Source organism: Natronomonas sp. CBA1123 (genome assembly GCF_009741925.1).
GTDB lineage: Archaea > Halobacteriota > Halobacteria > Halobacteriales > Haloarculaceae > Natronomonas.
In genome coordinates, this window is record NZ_WPCC01000031.1 from 16,501 (window position 1) to 35,756 (window position 19,256).

Consider the following 19,256-nt stretch of genomic DNA (forward strand, 5'->3'; position numbering starts at 1 on the left):
ATGGCAGGAGTATTCGCATACGCGCCGGCTATCGCCGCGCTCCCGTTCGTGTCGTTCGTCGTCGCACTGTTGGCAGGCAAGTACATGCCGAAGAAGGGCGCCCTCGCAGGCATCATCGCGACCGCAGGGTCGCTCGGCCTCTCGATCGCCGTCCTCGTCACCGTCTTCCTCGGCGAGACGTACAACGAGACGCTGTACACGTTCGTCGGCGGCGACGTGCCGTTCGAGTTGACGTTCGGACTGCTTCTCGACCCGCTGTCGGCGGCGATGTTGGTCATCGTTTCGCTCATCGCCTTCCTCGTTCACGTCTTCTCGCTCGGCTACATGAACGACGAGGGCGAGACGGGGCTGCCACGGTACTACGCCAGCCTCGGGCTGTTCACCGCGAGCATGCTCGCCTTCGTCTTCTCCGATAACCTGCTGATGGCGTTCATGTTCTTCGAACTGGTGGGGCTGTGTTCGTACCTCCTCATCGGCTTCTGGTTCCGCCGTGCGGGCCCGCCGTCGGCGGCCAAGAAGGCGTTCCTCGTCACCCGATTCGGTGACTACTTCTTCCTCGTCGGCGTCGTCGGCGTCCTGACGACGTTCGGCACCGCACAGTTCGCCGGAGAGAACGGCTTCCCGGCGCTCGCGGAGACGGTCTTGAACCCGGAGACGACCGCCGACGCGGTCAACACCTTCGGCTTCGAGCCAGCGACGTGGTTCGCGATTCTCGGACTGCTCGTGTTGGGCGGCGTGATGGGCAAATCCGCCCAGTTCCCGTTCCACACGTGGCTGCCGGACGCCATGGAGGGTCCGACCCCCGTCTCGGCGCTGATTCACGCCGCGACGATGGTCGCCGCCGGCGTGTTCCTCGTCGCACGGATGTACGGCTTCTACGCGCTGTTGCCGACGGTGCTGGCGGTCATCGCCTTCGTCGGCGGTTTCACGGCGCTGTTCGCGGCGACGATGGGCGTCGTCAAGAACGAAATCAAGCAGGTGCTGGCGTACTCGACGATCAGCCAGTACGGCTATATCATGCTTGCACTCGGGACCGGCGGCTACGTCGCCGCGTTCTTCCACCTGACGACCCACGCGGTGTTCAAGGCACTGCTGTTCCTCGGCGCCGGGTCGGTCATCATCGCGATGCATCACAACGAGAACATGTGGGACATGGGCGGCCTCAAAGACCACATGCGCGTGACGTATCTCGCGTTCCTCTCGGGGTCGCTGGCGCTCGCCGGCATCTTCCCGTTCTCGGGCTTCTGGTCGAAAGACGAAGTGCTGTACGAGGCGCTCGTCCACGGCCTCGGCGGTAGCCCCCTGTTGCTCGGTGCCTACGCGATGGGGCTGGCAGCCGTCTTCCTGACGGGCTTTTACACCATCCGGATGGTGCTTCTCACCTTCCACGGTGAGGCCCGCTCCGATACCGCCGAGGACCCCCATGGCGTCCGCTGGAACGTCAAGTTCCCGCTGGCCGTCCTCGGGATTCTCGCCGCGGTCATCGGCTTCCTGAACCCGCTTCCGATTAAGAAACTCACCGGACTGGAGGTCGACTTCCTCCATCAGTTCCTCGATTCCGGCCCCGAGGCGCTGTTGACGAGTTCCCACCACTACAGTGGCCTCACACACGACTACGCCGGCTACTCGGTCGGCACCATCGGCGGCGGCGAAATCGTGACGCTGCTGGCGGGCGCCGGTGCCAGTCTCGGCTTGGCGCTTCTGGGTGCGGGACTCGCCTTCGCGCTGTATCGCGGCGCCGAACCGACTCGACACACCGAGAAACTCGGCGGTCTGCAGACGCTGCTCATGCACAACTACTACCAAGACGAATACCAGGTGTGGCTCGCCGAAGGCCTCACGCTGCGGCTCTCGGGAGCCGCCGACACCTTCGACCAGGGCGTCATCGACGGCGTCGTCAACGGTGTCTCCAGCGTGAGCCTGTTCTCCGGCGACCGCCTGCGTCGGCTCCAGACGGGTATCGTGACCAACTACGCGGCGCTCATCGTTCTCAGCCTGCTGGTGCTTTTGGGCGTCTTCGCGGCGCTCGGGGGGTGGTTCTAGATGCTGATAGAAGCCCTCATCGCGCTGTGTCTCCTCGGTGCGGCGGTCGTCTTCGTCGCCCCCAACCGATTCGCACACAAACTCGCGGTCGGCTTCAGTCTCCCGCCGCTGGCCATCTCGCTGTACATGTATCTCGCCTTCGACGGCAGCGGTAACGCCTTACTCGGCGGCGACATCGCCTACGAGACGTTCGCCCAGTGGCTCCAGTTGGGCTCCTACACGGTCAACTACCACATGGGGCTGGACGGCATCTCGCTGCCGCTGGTCGTCCTCTCGACGATTCTAACCACGCTGGCCATCCTGAGCGCGTGGACGCCCATCGACGAACGGCAGAGCCAGTTCTACGGGCTGATGCTGTTCCTCGAAGCCAGCCTCATCGGCGTCTTCGGAGCGCTTGACTTCCTGCTGTGGTTCGTCTTCTGGGAAGCCGTCCTCATCCCGATGTACTTCCTCATCGGCGTCTGGGGCGGTCCGCGCCGGAAGTACGCCGCTATCAAGTTCTTCGTCTACACCAACATCGCGTCGCTGGTGATGTTCATCGGCTACTTCGCGCTGGTGTTCGGACTGGGCGACTCCGTCTCCTCGACGGGCTTGCCCGAAATCGCACAGGCGTTGCGGGCCGGCCAACTCGGTAGCCTCGGCATCATCGGACCCGACATGCTCGCGCTTGCCGCGTTCGTGGCGATGTTCCTCGGCTTCGCGGTGAAGGTGCCGGTCGTCCCGTTCCACACGTGGCTGCCGGACGCCCACGTCGAGGCCCCGACCCCGGCGTCGGTGATGCTGGCCGGCGTCCTGCTGAAGATGGGGACCTACGCACTGCTTCGGTTCAACTTCACGATGCTGCCCGGACAGGCCGAGATACTGGCGATTCCCATCGCCGTCATCGCGGTCATCTCCATCATCTACGGTGCGATGCTCGCACTGGCACAGTCGGACCTCAAGCGCATCGTCGCCTACTCGTCGGTGTCCTCGATGGGCTACGTCATCCTGGGTCTCATCGCCTACACCGTCTACGGCGTCGGCGGTGCGACGTTCCAGATGGTCGCCCACGGCCTCATCTCGGGGCTGCTGTTCATGACGGTCGGCGTCATCTACAACACGACGCACACGCGCATGGTCGGCGACATGGCCGGGATGGCCGAGAAGATGCCCGTCACCGCGGGCGTGTTCGTCGCCGGCGCCTTCGCCTACATGGGCCTGCCGCTGATGGCCGGCTTCGCCGCCGAGCTGTTCATCTTCCTCGGCGCCTTCGAGTCGACGGTGCTTCCGTACGCGCCGCTGTTCACGGCGGTTGCGATGTTCGGCATCGTCATCGTCGCTGGCTACCTGCTGTGGGCGATGCAACGGTCGCTGTTCGGGCCGTTCCGGCTCGAAACCGACTACGAAATCGGGCCGGCGGCGCTCCACGATGTGGTGCCGCTGGTGACGCTCGTCCTGCTCATCATCCTGCTCGGCTCGGCACCGATGGTGTTCTTCGAGTCGATTCAGGACGCAACGCTTGACATCGTCGCTACCCTCGGAGGTGGTATCTGATGGAACACGTCAGTAATTGGCTCCTGTTGGCACCCGCTGGGGCGTTCGTCGTCTCGGCGATGTTGCTGTTCGTCATCGACTCGTTCGACCCCGAGAGCAAACACGACACGCTGCTGGCGGCGGTCACGACGGCCGGCGCGGCCGTCGCGATGGTCATCTCGGCGGCCCTGCTGTTGTCCGGGACGGCCGACTCCGGCGTCGAACTGTTCGGCGGCCAACTCGTCGTCGACGGGATGAGCCTCGTCTTCACGTTCATCTTCGGGAGCGTGACCGCACTGGTCGGACTCGCCTCGGCGGACTACATCGAGGACCTCCCGCACAAGGCCGAGTACTACCTGCTCATCCTGCTGGCGGCGACGGGGATGTCGCTGATGGCATCCGCCAACAGCCTCGCCGTCGTGTTCGTCGCCCTGGAGCTCGCCTCGCTGCCGTCGTACGCCCTGGTGGCGTACCTGAAGACGAACCGCGGTTCGGTCGAGGCGGCGCTGAAGTACTTCCTCGTCGGCGCGCTGTCGTCGTCGATACTCGCCTACGGTATCTCGCTCATCTACGCCGCGACCGGGAGCCTGCTGTTGCCTGACGTGGCGGCCGCTGCCGGAGAGGCCTCGGAACTGTACACCGGCGTCTTCGGCATCGGTATCCTGATGGTACTCGGTGGCTTCGCGTTCAAGACTGCCTCCGTCCCGTTCCACTTCTGGGCGCCGGAGGCTTACGAAGGTGCGCCCGCCCCGGTGTCGGCGTTCCTGTCGTCGGCCTCGAAGGCCGCCGGCTTCGTCGTCGCCTTCCGCGTCTTCGTCGTCGCCTTCCCCATCGATTCGGTCGCCGGAAGCGTCGACTGGGTGCTCGCCTTCCAGGTTCTCGCGGTCCTGACGATGACGCTCGGTAACTTCGCCGCCGCGACACAGGAGAACGTCAAGCGGATGCTCGCGTACTCGAGTATCGGCCACGCCGGCTACGTCCTCATCGCCTTGGCGGCGCTGACCGGCCTCGGCGACCAAGGGCTCGTCCTCGGGTCGGGCATGTTGCACCTGCTCGTCTACGGCTTCATGAACACGGGCGCGTTCCTCTTCGTCGCGCTGGCGGAGTACTGGAACGTCGGTCGCACCTTCCGGGATTACAACGGCCTCGGGAAGGAGGCGCCGGTGGCCTGCGTCGCCATGACCGTCTTCATGTTCTCGCTTGCGGGGCTGCCGGTCGGCGGCGGCTTCCTCTCGAAGTACTTCCTCATCGTCGGCTCGGTCGGTGCCGGCGTCTGGTGGCTCGGGGCCGTCCTCGCGGTCAACAGCGCGTTGAGCCTGTTCTACTACAGCCGGGTCGTCAAGGCGATGTGGATAGACGAACCCGACGAGCCGCGTGAAATCGAACGCTACCCGACGGCGCTGTACGTGGCCATCGTCGCCGCCGCCGTCGTGACCGTCGCGCTGTTGCCCGGCATCCTCGTCTTCGACAGTGCGGCCTTCGACGCCGCGGCCGCGCTCCTGTAAGTCGGGTCCCTCTTTTCGCGGTCGTCCCAGCACGCTTTAGACCGTCGGCCACCCAGCACGGGTATGGACCGGTTGGTGTTGGGGTGTGGCTCGGTCGGCCGCTCCTTCGTCGAACGACTACTCGACCGGCCGGGGTCGCTTCTGGTGTTGGTCGACGAGGAGCGCCGCGCGAAGACGCTCCGTGACGCGGGCATCGACGCCCGCGGTGTCGATACGACCGACCCGGCCGCGGTTCGGACCGTCGCCGGCGAGGTCGATTCGGTAATCGTCGCCCACGACGACCCCGAGCAGACCCGGAATTTCGTCGGCGTCGCTCGGGAGGCCTACCCCGACGCGTTCGTTCTCGCGTGTGTCGCTCCCGACGCCACCGGCGACACCGCTGCTATCGAGGCGCGTGCCGACCGAGTCGTGACGTACACCGACCCGACGACGGAGTTCCTCCTCGACCGCGCCGGGGACGGGGGTATCAGGACTCGTCGGCTCCAGCGTGTTCTCCGGAACATCGACGGTACGCTCGCAGTCGTCGCCCACGACAACCCGGACCCCGACGCCATCGCGTCGGCGGTCGGTCTCAAGCGAATCGCGGAGGCGGCCGGCACCGACGCCGAAGCGTGTTACTACGGCAACATCAACCACCAAGAGAACCGAGCGCTGGTGAACCTCCTCGAGTACGACCTTCGGAACCTCACGCCGGAATCGGACCTCTCGGAGTTCGGTGGCTTCGCGCTGGTCGACCACTCCCGACCCGGTGTCAACGACGGCCTCCCCGAGGACACCGACGTCGACATCGTCGTCGACCACCACCCGCCACGGGCGCCCATCGAGGCGCGGTTCGTCGACTTACGAAGCGACGTTGGCTCGACGAGCACGCTGATACTCGGCTATCTCGACCATCTCGACATTGACCCCGACGCGGCGCTCGCCACGGGATTGCTGTACGGCGTCCGGACGGACACGAAGGCGTTCAGCCGCGAAGTGCCGAGGCGGACTTCGACGCCGCCGCCCACCTCGTCGAGTTCGTCGACGGAAGCGCCATCCAACGCATCGAATCGCCGAGTACGACCGGGGAAACGTTGGACATCGTCGCAAACGCCATCGTCAACCGACGGCGACAAAAAGACGTTCTCACCACGTGTGTCGGCGAACTCGCCGACAGGGACGCGCTACCGCAGGCCGCGGACAAACTGCTGGAGATGAACGGCGTCTCGACGACGCTGGTCTTCGGCTACACCGACGAGATGGTGTTCGTTTCCGCACGTTCCAGGGACGACGACATCGACCTCGGGGAGGTGCTCCGCAACGCCTTCGGCCAAATCGGTAGCGCGGGTGGGCACGCGGAGATGGCCGGCGCACAGATTCCCGTCGGAATGCTGCTGGAGGAGACCGACGAGGCCGACCGCGGCGAGGTCATCGAGGAGACCATCTCCGAGCGGTTCTTCGAGACGCTCGGCATCTCGCTGAACCGGGCGGCGGCGTCCGTCTACGCCGACTTCATCGGCGTCGACGGGCTTGAGTGAGGTTTTTGCGTCGTCGCCTCTACACTCCGGGTAATGGCCGATGACCCCGAGAACACGCTGTACCAGGACAAACCGCGAGTGAAAGACTACATGACTCGCGACGTGGCGACAGTCTCCCCCGACGATACGGTCCTCGAGGTGTCGAAACGAATCGCCGACAGCGACGCACACAGTGGCTTTCCGGTGTGTGACGGCCGCCACGTCGAGGGGTTCATCAGTGCGCGCGATTTGCTGTTGGCCGGGGACTCCGACCCGATTTTCAAGGTGATGACCCAGGACATCATCGTCGCGCATCCGGAGATGAAGATTACCGACGCCGCGCGCGTCATCCTCCGGTCGGGCATCCAGCGGCTTCCGGTCGTCGACGACGCCGGCAACCTCGTCGGCATCATCTCGAATGCGGATGTAATCCGCTCCCAAATCGAGCGTGCGACGCCGGAGAAGGTCGGCAAACTCCAGCAGACGCTGGAAAGCATCCACGGCGTCGGCACGAGCGAGGAGCGCCGAACCGTGAAACTCTCCGACTTGACGCCGACACAGACGAAGGTGTACACCGACGAACTCGAAGGTCGGTCCTACGAACTCGAAAACGGACTCGCCGAACCGCTCGTGGTCATCGACAACGGCGGACAGCTGCTCCTCGCCGATGGCCACCACCGGGTGAAGGCAGCCGACCGCCTCGACATCGAGGAGATGGACGCCTACGTCATCGTGTTGGACGAACGCGTCAGTCTCGGGATGGCCGAAACCGCACGGAAGTCGAACCTGAACTCCATCTCCGACATCCAGGAGGTCGATTACGCACACCACCCCCTCGTCGAGACGACGAAGCGACTCCAGGAACCGGAGTAAGCCGACGACCCCCGGTTCGACGCCAACCTTCATACTTGCGCCTACCGAAACGGGTGTATGTTCGACGAGGAGGATTTAGCGGAGATACGCGCCGAGCGTGAGCGCTGGGAATCCGAGACGCTTGAGCCGTTCCTGGAGAAGGGAGAGCGGAAAGACGAGTTCGTCACCGTCTCCAACCACGAGGTCGACCGACTGTACACCCCCGAGGACGTCGCGGACATCGACTACGATGAGGACCTCGGCTACCCGGGCGAACCGCCGTACACCCGAGGGCCATACCCGACGATGTACCGCGGTCGAACGTGGACGATGCGGCAGTTCGCCGGCTTCGGCACCGCCGAGGAAACCAACGAGCGGTTCCACTACCTCATCGACGAGGGCCAGACGGGCCTGTCGACGGCCTTCGACATGCCGACGCTGATGGGTATCGATTCGGACCACCCGATGAGCGAGGGCGAGGTCGGCAAGGAGGGTGTCGCCGTCGACACGCTTCGGGACATGGAGGTGCTGTTCGACGGCATCGACATCAGCGAAATCTCGACGAGTTTCACCATCAACCCCAGTGCGGCCGTTATCTACGCGATGTACATCGCGTTGGCCGACCAGCAGGGCGTCGACCGAAAGGAGGTCCGCGGCACCCTCCAGAACGACATGCTCAAGGAGTTCATCGCCCAGAAGGAGTGGGTCATCCCGCCGGAACCCTCCCTCGACGTCGTCACCGACACCGTCGAGTTCGCCGTCGAGGAGACGCCGAAGTTCCATCCGATTTCGGTGTCGGGGTATCACATCCGCGAGGCGGGGTCGACCGCCGCCCAGGAGGCGGCGTTCACGCTCGCCAACGGCTTCGCCTACGTCGAGGACTGTCTGGACCGCGGCCTCGAAATCGACGAGTTCGCGCCGCTGCTGTCCTTCTTCTTCAACTCTCACAACTCCATCTTCGAGGAAGTCGCGAAGTTCCGCGCCTCCCGCCGCGTGTACGCCCGCGTGATGGCCGATTGGTACGGCGCCGAGGCCGACGAGTCGAAACGCCTGAAGTTCCACACCCAGACGGCGGGACAATCGCTGACGGCCCAACAGCCACTGAACAACGTCGTCCGGACGACGATTCAGGCGCTGGCCGGTGTCCTCGGCGGCACCCAGTCGCTGCACACCAACAGCTACGACGAGGCACTCGCCCTGCCGAGCGAGGAAGCGGTTCGGGTGGCGCTTCGGACCCAGCAGATAATCGCCGAGGAATCGGGCGCCGCCGACATCGTCGACCCGATGGGCGGCAGTTTCGCCATCGAGACACTCACCGACGAGATGGAGGCCGAAATCATGGAGTACATCGAGGAGATACGCGACATCGGTGAGGGGTCCGTGCGCGACGGCGTCCTCGAGGGTATCGAGCAGGGATACTTCCATCGGGAGATTCAGGACGCCTCCTACGAGTACCAGAAACGCGTCGACGCCGGCGAGGAGGTCGTCGTCGGCGTCAATCAGTACACCATCGACGAGGAACCGGACCCCGACATCCTGAAAATCGACCCCGAGACGCGGGACCGGCAACTCGACCGACTGGAGCGTACCAAGGAGGAACGCGACGACGCCGAAGTCGAGGCGACGCTCGAGGCGCTCTCCGATGCCATCGACGACGGCGAGAACGTGATGCCCTACATCATCGACGCGGTGAAAGCCTACGTGACGATGGGCGAGATTATGGAGGTCTTCGAGGAGCACTACGGCGCCTACCAGGAAAAAATCGGCCTCGCTTGAGGGAGGGTCACGACGCCGAATCCCGCTGTGTGGGACAGTTACCGAACAATTAACGTTCGACTCGTTGTAAGGAGTTGTGTATGCACAAGCCACTGCTGGTGACGGACTTCCTCGACCGTGCACGCAACCACTACGCAGACGAGGAGGCGGTGGTCGCGACGACCGGCGAACGCTACAGCTACGCCGAGCTGGGCGACCGCGCGGACCGGTTTTCGGCCGCACTGCAGGCTCGCGGCGTCGAGAAGGGCGACCGCGTCGCCGTCCTCGACCCGAACACCCACTTCCATCTGGAGGCGGCCTACGGGTCGATGCAAATCGGGGCGGTCCACACGCCGCTGAACTACCGACTCACCCCGTCGGACTTCGAGTACATCCTCGAGGACGCCGGCGTGAAAGCGGTGTTCGCCGACTACGAGTACGCCGAGAAAATCGAGGCGATTCGAGACGACGTCTCGACCGAGTTGTTCGTCACGAACGACCCCGACGCCGTCGACGGCGAGTGGACGACTTCGAATCGTGGCTCGACAACGACGGCGCCTTCGACCGCCCGGAGATGGCCGAAGACGAGGTCATCACCATCAACTACACCTCGGGGACGACGGGCGACCCGAAGGGCGTGATGCGAACCCACCGCTCGGAGACGATTCACGCCCATCTGATAACCATCCACCAGGAACTCACCGACGACGACATCTACCTGTGGACGCTGCCGATGTTCCACGTCAACGGCTGGGGGCACATCTACGCAGTCACGGGCATCGGTGCGAAACACGTCTGTACGCGCGGCGTCGACGCCGGCGGCATCTTCGACGCCATCACGACCGAGGACGTGTCGTATCTGTGTGCGGCACCGACCGTCCTCAATCAACTGATGAGCTACTACGAGGAGAACGACCCCACGACGGCCGGCGCAAACGACGTTCGGGTCGCGACCGCCGGCAGCGCACCGCCGGAAGCCACCATCCGGACCGTCGAAGACGAGTTCGGCTGGTATCTCAAACACGTCTACGGCGCGACCGAGACGGGGCCGCTCATCACCACCTCCGACGCTCGGCGGCTGTTCGACGACGACTCCGCCGACCGGTTCGCGGTGAAGAAGAAACAGGGTATCGGCTATCTCGGCACTGAAGTCCGTGTCGTCGACGAGGATGGCAACGACGTGGCTCGGGACGGCAACTCCATCGGCGAAATCGTCGTTCGAGGGAATCAGGTGATGGAGGGGTACTGGGAGAACCCCGAGGCGACCGAGGAGGCCTTCTCCGACCGCATCGAGGGGTATTACCACATGGGCGACCTCGCCACCATCGACGAACACGGGATGATTTCGATTCAGGACCGCAAGAAGGACATCATCATCTCCGGCGGCGAGAACATCTCCAGCATCGAACTGGAGGACACGCTGTTCGAACACGAGGCGGTCGACGACGTGGCCGTCATCCCCTCGCCGAGCGACGAGTGGGGTGAGACGCCGAAGGCGTTCGTCGTTCCGGCCAACGGTGACCCCGAGAACCCCGGTATCACCAGCGACGAACTCGTCGCGTTCACTCGCGAACACCTCGCGAGTTACAAGACGGTCCGTCGAATCGAGTTCGTCGAGGAACTCCCGACGACGGCGACCGGCAAAGTCCAGAAGTACGAACTCCGAACGGAGGAGTGGGACGACGAAGACCGGATGGTCGGACAGGGGTAACGCTACCTCACTCCGACCCGAGTTGTCCAGCGACGACCACGGGCTGGTCGGCGTGCAACAACACTTCCTGTGCACCGGGTTTCAACTGCCGCTTTCCGGCCGGCGAGCGGCGCCGACCGCCGATACAGAGCAGGTCGGCATCCAGCGCCGCGGCCGCCTCGACCAGTCCGCGCGGGGCGTCGTCGTCGACGACGCCGTGGATTTCGGCGTCGATATCGGTCGCCGCGAAGGATTCCACTGCCTCCTCGACGGCTGGAATCGCTTCGACCGGCGCCTCGCCGTCGTGGACGTGGACGAGCGTCACGCGGAGTTCCCCGGCCGAGGCCGGCAGCTCCGTGACGGCCTCGACCTTGTGCGGTAACTGTTCGTCCGCCGTGGCGACACCGACGACGACGTGATACATCGGTTTGCGGTCGGTGGTGCTGAAGTAAGTGCTTTCCCTTCCCGAATCGGTCGCTCCGTTCAGCCGTCCGCGTAGCGCCGGGAGACGAAGACGACGAGCAACAGCAACACGCCGAGCATCGTTCCGATGGTCAACATCCCGAACATCGCGAGTCCGAACGGCGTCGGCTGGAAGGTGATTATCCCGAGAAACGAGACGGCTTCGAGGTCCCGAAGGCCGATGCTTCCGATGACGCCGCCCATCAGTCCGGCGACGGCGACGACGATGAAATACAGCGCGATGATGATGCGGTTGCCACCGCGAGCGGTCTGCCCGTTCGTGTCCGTCACAGGTGCCGGTAGGGTGGGCCGGGCGATTAGTTTTGTGAAACGACGATGCTTCTGAAACCCTTTTGCCGGTCTGCTCCTAACTGGGGGTATGGCCGAAACATCCCGTCAGTTCACCGAAAAGGAGTATCTGCTCGTCGTCCTCGTCGGCGTCGCCGTGTTGATGGCTGCGACCGGACTGATTCTCGTCCTCACGTCTATCTGACGGAGCGAACGAACCGAAAAAACGCGTCTCTCAGCTATTCGTCGACATCGTTGCCGCCGTCGGTGGCGACTTCCTCGCCACCGTCGGCCGCGACGTCTTCTTCGCCACCGTCCGTCGTCGCGAGTTTGCCCTCCGTCGAGAGTCGGTCCTCGAACCACGCGAACTCACGGCCGTGGAGGCCGTACTCCTTGGTGTTCCAGGGGTCGGGGTCGGTGACTTCGGGGCCTTCGAGCCACGACTGGACGATGTTCCACAGCCAGATGACCGTCCCGATGGCGATGAGGAACGCGCCGACGGTCGCGGCCTGGTGGAGCAACTGGACCTGTGCCAGCGGCGCCAACACGGGGTCGAACTCGTAGGTGGCGTAGCGACGCGGCATCTCGAGGTAGCCGAGCACCAACATCGCGAAGAACGTGATGTTGACGCCAATCATCGACAGCCAGAAGTGCCACTTCGCCAGCGTGCGCTGGTACATCTTCCCGGTGACGATGGGGAACCAGTAGTAGACGCCGCCGAAGCCGGCGAAGGCAATCATCCCCATGACGACGTAGTGGAAGTGGCCGACGACGTAGTACGTCTCGTGGAGCAGGAGGTTCACCGGAATCGCCGCGAGGAAGACGCCGGTGATGCCGCCCAACACGAAGTTCGAGACGAAGCCGAGACAGAACAGCATCGGTGCGGTCAGCCGCACCTCACCGTTCCACAGCGTCGTAATCCAGTTGAACGTCTTCACTGCCGATGGTATCGCGATGGCGAGTGAGGTCGCCATGAACGACGCCCGGATACGGGGGTCCATTCCCGAGCCGAACATGTGGTGGGCCCACACGCCGAACGAGAGGACACCGATGGCGAGCGTCGAGTAGACGACGAACTTGAAGCCGAACAGTTTCCGGCCGGCGAACTTCGGGAGCACCCACGAGACGATACCCATCATCGGGAGGACGAGGATGTACACCTCGGGGTGGCCGAAGAACCAGAAGAGGTGCTGCCAGAGGATTGGGCCGCCGCCTTCGATGGCGAAGAACGTCGTCCCGAAGTTACGGTCGAGCAGCAGCATGATGAGCGCGCTCCCCAGAAGCGGGAACGCAAAGAGGATGAGCCCCGACTGGGTGAGGATGGTCCACGAGAAGATGTCGAGGTTTGCCCACGTCACGTCGTCACCGCGCTCGGTGAAGATGGTCGCGATGAAGTTGATAGCCCCCATCGTCGCCGAGACGCCGGTGAGGTGTAACCCGAGCAACATCAGGTCGACACCCGGGTTGGTCTGCTCGATGGACAGCGGCGCGTACATCGTCCACGAGGTTTCTGCGGGACCGATGCCGACACCGAACGGGATGAAGAAGAACCCGGCCCAGATGAGCAACGCCCCCGGCGGCAACAGCCAGAAGGCGATGGCGTTGATGCGCGGGAACGCCATGTCGTCGGCGCCGATGAGCAGCGGCACGAAGTAGTTCGAGAACGCCGCGATGATGGGCGTCCCGAACAGGAACAGCATCGTGATGCCGTGACTCGTCAGCAGCGCGTTGTACATCGAGGGTTCGAGGAACGCCGTTCCCGGCGTCGTCAACTCGATGCGCATGAGCATCACGGCGACGCCACCCCAGATGAAGGCGATGACGCCGTAGGTGCCGTAGAGGATGCCGATGTCTTTGTGGTCGACCGTGGTCAGCCAGCGGGTGATTCCCGGTGGTTTGTGTCCGTGACCCGCCGCACCAGCGGCTTCACCACTGGCGAGCGGAGTGTACGTGCGCCAGTTCTCCATGCGGGCGACGAGGGCGAACACCCCGATGAGGAGCACCCCCATGAGAACCGTCAGCGCAAGCTGTTCTGCAGCCATGTGTCTCTATGGATGGAGTAGGACTACTGGTAAAGAAAGCTTGCGCTTGCCGCCGCCACTGCCGTTGGTTTTCCGACCGAGGCTGTGGCTCCCAACGGAAAACCCGAAGCGTAGAACGATGGTCGCGTTAGGCGTCGTCGGAGACCGACTCGGCCTCCGGGTCCGGTGCGGCTTCCGCGTCCTCGGGGGAGTATCCCGGCGGTATCTCGTCTTCCGTCTCCGAGCCCGCGATGGCCTTCCCGGAGAAGTACGTCAACAGCGTCAGGGCGATGCCCGTGACGATGATAATCGACATCTGAACGAACAGAACGAGCGGGTCGTTGGGGATAATCACCATACGCCGTACACGATGACGAAGAACGCGAGTATCGCGAGGGGGATAACGTTGACCGACAGGTCCAGCAGCGTTTCCCGGTCGAACGTGCGGTTACTCATTGGCCGTGAATTCGAACACGGATACAAAGAGGTTACTGATTCGCGACGCGGGGAACGACGAGGCCAGCGACGGCGACGATGGCGCCCGTCGCCGCGATGGTGAAACCGCGAAGCGTGACGCCGTTTTCGACGCTGGTCTGGGCGACGTACGCCGACACGCCGCCGTCGACCTGCGTCGAAACCAAGGCGAGACCGACGACGACGAGTGCGACGCCCATCCCGGCCAGCAGACGCCACGGACTCGCCACGTAGCCAGCTTCGTGGACGATACCCGAGACGCTGCCGGCGAACATGACCAGCCCCGCGATGGCGACGGGGTAGAGCCCGAACAGGATGCCAATCTCACTGATGACGAGTCCCAGCGCCACGACGACCGGCCACGGACTGGACTTGGCGTACTGCTCGGAGAGCGCCGATTCAGTCTCTGGTTCCGATTCCGCTTCCATACTCGGTGTAGGAACTGCCGAGACAAAGGACCGTCGGTGTCTCGCTCGCACTCACACGACGAACGCGTACACGAAGATGAATCCGAAGTAGATGAACAGCAGCGCGGCCAGTGCCTTCAGTCGGAACAGCCGGACGTCCTCGCGTTCGGCGTCGCGGGCCGCGCGATAGGCGTCGGCCTCCGCCTCGGAGAGTCGGGGCTCGTGTTCGATGCCGCGGTGGAGCGCGAGCAACTGTTCGTCGACGAACTTCTCACCGCAGTACGAACAGGTGGCTGGCTCCTCGGGCGGGTCCGACGGTGGCGTCTGTCGAGGGTGGGTGTGTTCGGTCATCGGTCAGGAGACGTACGGCGGAACCGCGTACGGTTGAGAGACTATCCAGAGGCTGACGATTGTGTAACACACCATCGCCGCCGTGGTGGCGTACTGGCTTCGGATGGCCTGCAATTTCCCGGGGAAGATATCGTATGCGGCGGCGTGGGCGACCCAGATGGCCAACAGGTGTCCCAGAATGACGAACGACAGTTCGAGGCCGCCGAACCACGCCGGCAAGAGAAGCGCGACCGGCTCCGGCGGCGACAGCGGCGCGGTGAGCGTCCCGAGCAGCGTCGGCGACAGCTCGAGGAAGTACCCGAGGAAGTGCGCGACGTGGTAGCCGGCGGCGATGGCGACGAGCGGCGGCGCGAACCGATAGGCGAGGTCCTCGACGGGGACGTACGTCCGGGCGCGTCGCTTGCTGGCTTTCGCCGCTGCCCGGTAGATGCCGAGGAAGACGAGATAGCCGACGACGAGCGCGGCGGCGTACAGGAGGTTCGGCGGGACGCCGCCTTCGACGACCGCGACCGCATAGCGGCGCCACAGCGGCGTCGCGACGAGGCCGTCGTAGGTCGTCACCCACAGCACCGCGACGACGAAGGCCACCTCCGCTCGGGAGGTGACGAGTTTCGCCTCGCTCAACCCCGCCCCCGGCAGCCGAACGCTGACCCCGTCGTCGGCGTATAGCGGCGCGACGCGACCGAAGTACCGGAACACCCGTGACACCGGGTCGACGGTCTCGAACCACGTCTCCTCGCCGAAGACGACCGCACCGGCCAGCGTGATGACGGTGTAGCCGGCGACGATGCTCGCGAGGAACCGTGGTTGGTCGGCGACGGGGCTGACGACCTCCAGCCAAATCAACGCGAGCAGGCCGACGACGCTCGGCCACGCGTCCAGTCGGTCGGGGTACGGCCGGTCCAACGAGGGCAAAACGGTGGCTATCGAGCGCCACGGGTTGAGAACGGGCCAGGTGTTCCCGACGAGGTAGGTGGTCATCGCGTATCCGGACCACCACCCCGCCCAGACGACGAGGATGGCGGCGTTGTACAGTGACTCCTGCGGACCAACGAAGCCGACCACCAGGACGAACAGGAGGCCGACGACGCCGACGACTCGCCCGACGCCGGTAAGCACTCGAAGCGCTGGAAGGGCGACGGCGCGTCGCCAGCCGTGGACGCGGCGGATGAACGCCCGGTCGGTGACGAACGACGCGAGCAGGAACGACGCGCCGATGACGCCGCCGCCGGTGAGCAAGAACAGCCACGTCGGCACGGCGAGACTCCGCCCGGAGGCGCTCGCCAAGCCGGCGCCGTGAGCGCCGGCGGTTCCCACGACGCCGAGGAGAACGCCGACCAGCGTGAACGCCAAACGACGACGGGCGGTCATTGTCGTCGGTAGTCGTCGGGGACCGGAGAACCTTCCGGAATCGGCGGGTCGTTCGATGGATGGACCAAAGCCATGAGGGGAATCTGAAACCCCGAGTTTACCCCACCGACTGGAACGATATCACTACATACCACTGATATCGTCGAGAATTACGACGCTAAAACAGAGAGGCCACCAATAGCGACAATCGCAGCCCCGACCCAGTTCAATGAGATGCTCCACATTGTGCCACTCAATGGTTGGGCAATTATGAGAATAGCAATCGTGAGTCCGGCGACTGCCAGCGAACCGGCGACATCCTGATTATCATATCAGAACAATCCCCCACCGCCTAACAGGCCTCCATCGTCATCTCTAGAATCGGCATTCTTTCCCATATCCTCACGCCGTTTGATTACGAACGCGAATTGAGTCATGTCCATCATTCCTCGGTTACGGTCGATGAACTTGTTCTCAAGCTCCCTCCACCCATCCATATCTTCAATCCCACAAGCACAGGCGATGACGTAATCGTAGTTGTCTGCGTAGTCTTCCAATTGCCCACGTAACTTCTTTTTCTGGGAGTTTGTGAAGTTCCGTTTCAGTTCAATCCCAACTTCGTCATCCACCACTACATCTCCATACGAAGTACCTCGTTCGGTGCTGACAACGTGGCTACCTCCACCAGCATCCAATCCAAGGCCAAGCCCACCAGACTGTTGATTAAGGGCTTGGTCAAGATAGTCCTGCAGTTCGGATTGGTATTTCCTCTCGTGGTCATATTCCGCTGAAGGAATCCACTGGTCAACGAGGTCGAGGACATCCCTCCCTAATGGATTACCGATACCCATGACGCTCAACTAAATGCGCTCGTGAAAAAATCTTCCTCCGGTATTTCTGAGATGATTTCTGATGTAGGCGTCAAGGAGTACGATTCGTCAGAACTCTATGATTCTCAGAGAGATGGTTCTTGTCCGAAATAAAGGCCGCTGAAAGCGACCAAATCAGTAGAAGGTTGCCGTCTCAGACGATAGCACCCGCGTACAGCACGATGACGAGGAACACCCAGACGATGTCGACGAAGTGCCAGTACATCGAGACGGTCGACACCGAGACGTGTTTCTCGGCGGAGTAGTGTCCGAACAGCGCTCGGATGAAGAGGATGCCGATGAGGACGGCACCGAGGGAGACGTGCAGACCGTGGAGGCCGGTCAGACCGTAGAAGGCGGAGCCGTAGGCGCCCTGCGTGACGGTGAAGCCCTCGTGGACGATGAACTCGTAGTACTCGTACACCTGACCGCCGAGGAACACGAGTCCGAGGAACAGCGTCGCACCGAGGAGTCGAACGAAGCGTTGGCGGTTGCCCTTCAGCAGTGCGTGGTGGGCGTAGTGGATGGTGAACGAACTGGCAATCAGGATGAGGGTGTTGATGATGACGAGCGAGCTGAGAACGTCACCGGAGACGACGAGTTCGGGCAGTGCCTCTTCGGTCCACACTTCGCCACCGCGGATGAAGAAGTAGTACACGAAGCCGGCGCCGAACGTCGCGACCTCAGTCCCGAGGAACAACAGCATCGTGAGCTTCAACGGGAATCCGAAGTCGTCGGCTTCGCCCTCCCAGAAGTTGACGATGAAGGTGTGATACAGCCAGCCGTACAGGCCCGTCAGGAACAGGAACGTGCTGATGACGAATGCGGCCGGTCCGATGGTCGGGGGAACGATGCCATACTCCGGGCGTCCAAGGACGAACAGGGCCGCGCCGATGTAGAACCCAGCGCCGCCGAGGGCAGTGATGAACGGCCACCAGGAGGCTTCACCGAAGCCGCGGGGCCAGTCCTCGACCGCGGGCAGGTGGTGTTCGTGGCCACCGTGATGTCCGTCGTCGTGGTCGACACTCATACGCGGGTCATTCGAGTCGAGGGGTAAAAACCCTCCCAAAGCCGACGGCTATCCCTGAAACTGGGGCGGTCGCTATCGACAGGAAAACCCGGTAGGGCCGAAAAGAACGTACGGACCGTTACTCGGACTGCTGGTTCGCCAGCCACTCGTCGTAGTCGTCGCCGTCCATCACGACGAACTTCCCGTTCATCTGGGAGTGGCCGATGCCGCAGTACTCCGTACAGTAGAACTGGTGTTCACCGGGCTCGGTTGGAATCGTCTTGATGGTGTTGTACTCGCCGGGGAAGGCGGTCTGCTTCAGACCGAGGTCCGGCACCGACAGCATGTGGAGCCAGTCGGTCGACGTGATGTGGAAGTACACCGGTCTGTCCGTTGGCACGCGTATCTCGTTGTTGGTCGTTACGTCGGTCCCTTCGTAGGTCGCCCGCCAGCCGTAGCGGAACGCCTCGATTTCGATTTCTACGGCCTCGTTCTGTTCGGACTGTAGTGGTCCGACGGCGCCTTCGAGGTCCTGGGACACCTGCGGTTCGATGCGGTCTTCGCTGTCGATGGGGTTCCCGACTTCCTCGACGGCGAGCACCTGATAGGAGGCGAAGCCCACGAACAGCAGCACGATGGCGGTTGCCACCGTCCACGTAATCTCCAGCCGGCGGTTCTCGTGGGTCGGCTGGGGGTCGTCGTTGTTCTTGAACTTCACCACTGCGTATATGAGGATTACCTCGACGAGGACGGCGATGGGGATGGCGACCGCGAGCAGTTTCGCGTTGAGGTCGTTTATCTGCTCTACGCCTTGGCTCTGTGCGAACACGGGGTCGGCCGAGATGGCGAGTAGCACGAGTCCGGCGAGCGCCGCCGTGACGGTGCGCGTGACTCTCATTACCGGCCGATTAGGAACACCGGACTAAATAGTTGCTGACTTCCCGTACGGGGACCCGGAAGCGCGGGGCCTAAGTACGACCACTCCAAGGTTCCCGTATGACTCGCCGCCCTTCCATCACCGCCCTGCTCGCGGCGGCCGTCGTCGGAGTGTACGTCCTCGTCGTGGTCGGCGCGACGGCCGCACTCTCCGACGCCGCCGCGGCGTGTTCGGGGTGGCCGCTCTGCGGTGGCGACCTCTCGAATCCGGCGGTTCTCGTCGCGTTACTGCACCG

At 63.6% G+C, this 19,256-nt stretch carries 18 protein-coding genes and 2 pseudogenes; 9 read left to right on the plus strand and 11 right to left on the minus strand.

From position 1 onward, the window contains the following. The 8 genes and pseudogenes from nuoL (at position 1) to GJ631_RS13125 (ending at position 10,874) form a co-directional block, all read left to right on the plus strand. Positions 1 to 2,043 (plus strand): NADH-quinone oxidoreductase subunit L, encoded by a 2,043-nt coding sequence (gene nuoL, locus GJ631_RS13095; protein WP_156709590.1) that lies wholly within the window; start codon positions 1 to 3, stop codon positions 2,041 to 2,043. Beyond that, entirely contained in the window at positions 2,044 to 3,576 is a 1,533-nt protein-coding gene (locus GJ631_RS13100; protein ID WP_156709591.1) for a NuoM family protein, read from the plus strand. After that, entirely contained in the window at positions 3,576 to 5,060 is a 1,485-nt protein-coding gene (locus GJ631_RS13105; RefSeq protein ID WP_156709592.1) for an NADH-quinone oxidoreductase subunit N, read from the plus strand. Before GJ631_RS13100 ends, GJ631_RS13105 begins: the two co-directional genes overlap by 1 nt. A gap of 63 nt (positions 5,061 to 5,123) precedes the next feature. Beyond that, positions 5,124 to 6,257 (plus strand): DHH family phosphoesterase, encoded by a 1,134-nt coding sequence (locus tag GJ631_RS19035; RefSeq protein ID WP_370518670.1) that lies wholly within the window; start codon positions 5,124 to 5,126, stop codon positions 6,255 to 6,257. After that, on the plus strand, positions 6,155 to 6,577 hold the full coding sequence (locus tag GJ631_RS19040; RefSeq protein WP_370518673.1) for a bifunctional oligoribonuclease/PAP phosphatase NrnA: 423 nt from the start codon (positions 6,155 to 6,157) through the stop codon (positions 6,575 to 6,577). Before GJ631_RS19035 ends, GJ631_RS19040 begins: the two co-directional genes overlap by 103 nt. Before the next feature lie 33 nt (positions 6,578 to 6,610). Continuing rightward, on the plus strand, positions 6,611 to 7,429 hold the full coding sequence (locus tag GJ631_RS13115) for a CBS domain-containing protein (protein WP_156709593.1): 819 nt from the start codon (positions 6,611 to 6,613) through the stop codon (positions 7,427 to 7,429). Between the two features lie 57 nt (positions 7,430 to 7,486). Next, positions 7,487 to 9,184 (plus strand): methylmalonyl-CoA mutase, encoded by a 1,698-nt coding sequence (locus GJ631_RS13120; protein WP_156709594.1) that lies wholly within the window; start codon positions 7,487 to 7,489, stop codon positions 9,182 to 9,184. Positions 9,185 to 9,264: 80 nt separating this feature from the next. Then, positions 9,265 to 10,874 (plus strand): annotated as a pseudogene (locus GJ631_RS13125) (long-chain-fatty-acid--CoA ligase). A gap of 7 nt (positions 10,875 to 10,881) precedes the next feature. On the opposite strand, the gene GJ631_RS13130 reads toward GJ631_RS13125, so the two are convergent. The 11 genes from GJ631_RS13130 to coxB form a co-directional block, all read right to left on the minus strand. Continuing rightward, positions 10,882 to 11,277, minus strand: a complete 396-nt coding sequence (locus GJ631_RS13130; protein ID WP_156709595.1) for a universal stress protein — start codon at positions 11,275 to 11,277, stop codon at positions 10,882 to 10,884. A gap of 59 nt (positions 11,278 to 11,336) precedes the next feature. Then, on the minus strand, positions 11,337 to 11,606 hold the full coding sequence (locus GJ631_RS13135) for a cox cluster protein (RefSeq protein WP_370518671.1): 270 nt from the start codon (positions 11,604 to 11,606) through the stop codon (positions 11,337 to 11,339). A 236-nt stretch (positions 11,607 to 11,842) separates the two neighbouring features. Next, a complete protein-coding gene (gene ctaD, locus GJ631_RS13140; protein WP_156709596.1) occupies positions 11,843 to 13,645 on the minus strand; it encodes a cytochrome c oxidase subunit I in 1,803 nt (600 codons plus the stop codon). Between the two features lie 127 nt (positions 13,646 to 13,772). Next, the gene (locus tag GJ631_RS13145; RefSeq protein ID WP_156709597.1) at positions 13,773 to 13,982 is read right to left on the minus strand and encodes a DUF6684 family protein; all 210 of its coding nucleotides are present in this window, start codon (positions 13,980 to 13,982) and stop codon (positions 13,773 to 13,775) included. Beyond that, positions 13,976 to 14,080, minus strand: a complete 105-nt coding sequence (locus tag GJ631_RS19485; protein ID WP_370518672.1) for a DUF6684 family protein — start codon at positions 14,078 to 14,080, stop codon at positions 13,976 to 13,978. The genes GJ631_RS13145 and GJ631_RS19485 overlap by 7 nt, the downstream gene beginning before the upstream one ends. A gap of 32 nt (positions 14,081 to 14,112) precedes the next feature. Beyond that, a complete protein-coding gene (locus GJ631_RS13150; RefSeq protein ID WP_156709598.1) occupies positions 14,113 to 14,526 on the minus strand; it encodes a cox cluster protein in 414 nt (137 codons plus the stop codon). A gap of 51 nt (positions 14,527 to 14,577) precedes the next feature. Continuing rightward, complete coding sequence (locus tag GJ631_RS13155) at positions 14,578 to 14,856, minus strand: C2H2-type zinc finger protein (RefSeq protein ID WP_197425054.1); 279 nt, start codon at positions 14,854 to 14,856, stop codon at positions 14,578 to 14,580. Positions 14,857 to 14,859: 3 nt separating this feature from the next. Continuing rightward, on the minus strand, positions 14,860 to 16,227 hold the full coding sequence (locus GJ631_RS13160; protein WP_156709599.1) for a hypothetical protein: 1,368 nt from the start codon (positions 16,225 to 16,227) through the stop codon (positions 14,860 to 14,862). Positions 16,228 to 16,538: 311 nt separating this feature from the next. Then, positions 16,539 to 17,057 carry a hypothetical protein gene (locus GJ631_RS13165; RefSeq protein ID WP_156709600.1) on the minus strand — a complete coding sequence of 173 codons (519 nt, stop codon included), beginning with the start codon at positions 17,055 to 17,057 and terminating at the stop codon, positions 16,539 to 16,541. Between the two features lie 172 nt (positions 17,058 to 17,229). Then, positions 17,230 to 18,105, minus strand: a complete 876-nt coding sequence (locus GJ631_RS13170; RefSeq protein WP_156709601.1) for a heme-copper oxidase subunit III — start codon at positions 18,103 to 18,105, stop codon at positions 17,230 to 17,232. Positions 18,106 to 18,223: 118 nt separating this feature from the next. Beyond that, complete coding sequence (coxB, locus tag GJ631_RS13175) at positions 18,224 to 18,982, minus strand: cytochrome c oxidase subunit II (RefSeq protein WP_156709602.1); 759 nt, start codon at positions 18,980 to 18,982, stop codon at positions 18,224 to 18,226. 98 nt (positions 18,983 to 19,080) lie between these two features. On the opposite strand from coxB, the pseudogene GJ631_RS13180 reads away from it, so the two are divergent. Beyond that, positions 19,081 to 19,256: pseudogene (locus tag GJ631_RS13180) on the plus strand (protoheme IX farnesyltransferase); the annotation flags it as partial.

Coding starts and splice junctions, on each gene's coding strand:
- GJ631_RS13115 (WP_156709593.1), top strand. CDS start 6,611: ATGGCCGATGACCCCGAGAACACGCTGTACCAGGACAAACCGCGAGTG.
- nuoL (WP_156709590.1), top strand. CDS start 1: ATGGCAGGAGTATTCGCATACGCGCCGGCTATCGCCGCGCTCCCGTTC.
- GJ631_RS19485 (WP_370518672.1), bottom strand. CDS start 14,080: ATGAGTAACCGCACGTTCGACCGGGAAACGCTGCTGGACCTGTCGGTC.
- GJ631_RS19035 (WP_370518670.1), top strand. CDS start 5,124: ATGGACCGGTTGGTGTTGGGGTGTGGCTCGGTCGGCCGCTCCTTCGTC.
- GJ631_RS13155 (WP_197425054.1), bottom strand. CDS start 14,856: ATGACCGAACACACCCACCCTCGACAGACGCCACCGTCGGACCCGCCC.
- GJ631_RS13145 (WP_156709597.1), bottom strand. CDS start 13,982: ATGGTGATTATCCCCAACGACCCGCTCGTTCTGTTCGTTCAGATGTCG.
- GJ631_RS13120 (WP_156709594.1), top strand. CDS start 7,487: ATGTTCGACGAGGAGGATTTAGCGGAGATACGCGCCGAGCGTGAGCGC.
- GJ631_RS13130 (WP_156709595.1), bottom strand. CDS start 11,277: ATGTATCACGTCGTCGTCGGTGTCGCCACGGCGGACGAACAGTTACCG.
- GJ631_RS13160 (WP_156709599.1), bottom strand. CDS start 16,227: ATGACCGCCCGTCGTCGTTTGGCGTTCACGCTGGTCGGCGTTCTCCTC.
- GJ631_RS13150 (WP_156709598.1), bottom strand. CDS start 14,526: ATGGAAGCGGAATCGGAACCAGAGACTGAATCGGCGCTCTCCGAGCAG.
- GJ631_RS13105 (WP_156709592.1), top strand. CDS start 3,576: ATGGAACACGTCAGTAATTGGCTCCTGTTGGCACCCGCTGGGGCGTTC.
- ctaD (WP_156709596.1), bottom strand. CDS start 13,645: ATGGCTGCAGAACAGCTTGCGCTGACGGTTCTCATGGGGGTGCTCCTC.
- GJ631_RS13170 (WP_156709601.1), bottom strand. CDS start 18,105: ATGAGTGTCGACCACGACGACGGACATCACGGTGGCCACGAACACCAC.
- GJ631_RS13165 (WP_156709600.1), bottom strand. CDS start 17,057: ATGGGTATCGGTAATCCATTAGGGAGGGATGTCCTCGACCTCGTTGAC.
- GJ631_RS13100 (WP_156709591.1), top strand. CDS start 2,044: ATGCTGATAGAAGCCCTCATCGCGCTGTGTCTCCTCGGTGCGGCGGTC.
- coxB (WP_156709602.1), bottom strand. CDS start 18,982: ATGAGAGTCACGCGCACCGTCACGGCGGCGCTCGCCGGACTCGTGCTA.